General features: G+C 31.7%; 2 protein-coding genes. Both read left to right on the forward strand.

What is annotated here, in order from left to right; translation table 11 throughout:
* Positions 1-209 precede the first annotated feature (209 nt).
* Complete coding sequence (locus tag QZZ53_RS17065; RefSeq protein WP_296386961.1) at positions 210-1,706, forward strand: hypothetical protein; 1,497 nt, start codon at positions 210-212, stop codon at positions 1,704-1,706.
* A 12-nt stretch (positions 1,707-1,718) separates the two neighbouring features.
* Positions 1,719-2,306: a DUF6705 family protein gene (locus QZZ53_RS17070; RefSeq protein ID WP_296386963.1), complete on the forward strand. Its 588-nt coding sequence runs from the start codon at positions 1,719-1,721 to the stop codon at positions 2,304-2,306.
* Positions 2,307-2,413 lie beyond the last annotated feature (107 nt).

The raw sequence follows: 2,413 nt of genomic DNA on the forward strand, positions 1-2,413 counted from the left end.
TCTTTAGACTATAAAACACCGAATATGGTATATAAATTATCAGCGTAAAAATCAATTTTAACCTGTAGCCATATTTCAGGACAAGACATTTTGTAGGTGAACTTTCCTGAAATAGGTTGACTAACCGAAAAGCATAGTTAACTCATTACTGGTTTGAAAACAAATTGACCAATTATAAATTTAATCATTAACTTTAAACCATTAACGGTATGAAATACAAAAAACAGAAAAGCTATTTAATAATCGGAATTCTACTTCTCGGAATTTCAATACTCTTTTATGGTTGCCAAAAAGATGCTGTTGAAGCAGAAGACCAAGAATCACAAATCGCCAATAGTATATTCTCTAAAATTAACTTTAATACTTTCAAACATAAAGTTATAGATAAAGATTTGAACAATATTGATATTAACCATTTAATACCTAATCAAACTGTTTCAATTAGCCAATCCCAATATACAACTGAATCCCAAGATTATGTTATTGCAATAGATTCTACCGATGTATTAATGGCTGAAAAAGATGGCACGACTACTTTTACTTTCAAAACTCAAACGCAAGATATGTCTAAAACAACAAATTATGTTTTAGCCTATGATACTAATAACATAGAGGAATTTTACCTTACATATGATGAAAATGGAAAAGGTGATATTATTAATCCTACAACAGGTTACGAAATAGTAACCGAAGGTGTTACTATGTGCGCTTTCTCTCAGTTCGTAATGCTCTGCAGATGCCAAAATCATATGCCAGATAGATGCAACGGCTGCGACCTTGGGTTTTATTCAGCAACACAAATTATTAGTGCGCCTTGCGATACGAATTCAGATCTAAATGGTGCTGGTGGTGGTGGACCTGGCGGACCAACTGGAGATTTGCCAATTGACGGTATAATTACAAAAGAATTGAAAGACGAGCCTAACACCGAAGATGATGAATGTGAGACTCTCAATAATCTAATGGCAAATCCACCACCAAACACAACAAATCCTTACACGCAAAATACGCACCCAGATAATGCAGATGGAAAAAATAAAAACATTCGTTTAGCAATCACAAATATTGATAATAGCTTTACACCTAATACCGAAACTGGTTTTGGATTTTACAACAGAGGCAATTATCCAACCTTTGGTCCTTATGCACAACACGTTCCGGCAAGTGCACATAATCAAGTTGATTTTCCAGGTAAACCTTGGCAATTTGGAACAATACATACACATCCAACTGGCTCTCAATACTATCAAATGTTTTCTGAAAATGATATTTATATGCTTTTAAATATCAGAGATGTCTATACTGCAGATGCTTTTCTAAACAGTAACAATACCTATGGCGATAAGCTTTTTGTAACTGCGCTTGTTGTTAAACAAGCAGGAGAAACTCATACTTATGCTATAAAAATTGATGATTATTTTACCTTCAAAGAAACTATGGAACAGAAAAAAGCAAATGATATTGTATGGAAGGATTTTGCTGCAAAATTAAAAACTAAACTAAAAAATGATGCAAAAGATTTAGATGGTACAGCTACACAATACCAAAAAGCATTTTTAGAATTTATACAAAGTCAGAACTTAGGTATTTCTTTGTATGAAATGGAACAAACAAACGCTGGCACACAATTTGTACAAGAATCTTGGAAAAAATTGTCACTAGACTCAAATAATACTGTAGTAGAAACACCTTGTAACAACAATTAAAACATAATAAAAATGAAACAAATTATATTTATATTAACCATCTTGCTTTTAACATTATCTTGTAAAGCGCAAAGTCCAATAGTTAGCTTAGATGCACCTTACGAAACACCTTCTGGAGCTTATTATAAAGATTTAGATAATGAATTAAATAAATTTGAGGGTAATTGGTTATACACAAATGGTAGTACATCTCTAACAATAGTACTTCAAAAGATAGAGCAATTAGAGATAGGTAGTGATTTTAGAGATTATTTAATAGGAGATTATAGATATGTTGAAAATAATCAAGAAATTATTAACACTTTACCAATAAGCAATAATAATGAAAACAAATTAGGTGGAAGTTATATTACTTCAACTGATGAACGTCCAATTTGTAATGATTGCTCAGAAAATGAACGTAGAATTTCACTTTATATTAGTGACCCAGAGCGAGATTATTTAAACTTTACTATTACATTACGCTATATCATTGGAGAAACTAATCCCGAAAAAATGACTATAACAATATTTAAAGAACACGGTGGAATTATACCAAATGAAAACTCGCCTGTTTCTCTTAGAGTTCCTGCGGGTGAATATTTAATGGAAAAACAATAAAAACTAACCACAACAAAGAACTGAGTTAAAAAACAAGCAATTTTAAGCTAATCTTGAAACAAAGTTTTCATCATAAGGTCGTCCACTTTTAGCAATAGCAAATGCCT

Source organism: Winogradskyella sp., from assembly GCF_016744625.1.
Classification (GTDB): domain Bacteria; phylum Bacteroidota; class Bacteroidia; order Flavobacteriales; family Flavobacteriaceae; genus Winogradskyella.

Coding starts and splice junctions, on each gene's coding strand:
- QZZ53_RS17065 (WP_296386961.1), top strand. CDS start 210: ATGAAATACAAAAAACAGAAAAGCTATTTAATAATCGGAATTCTACTT.
- QZZ53_RS17070 (WP_296386963.1), top strand. CDS start 1,719: ATGAAACAAATTATATTTATATTAACCATCTTGCTTTTAACATTATCT.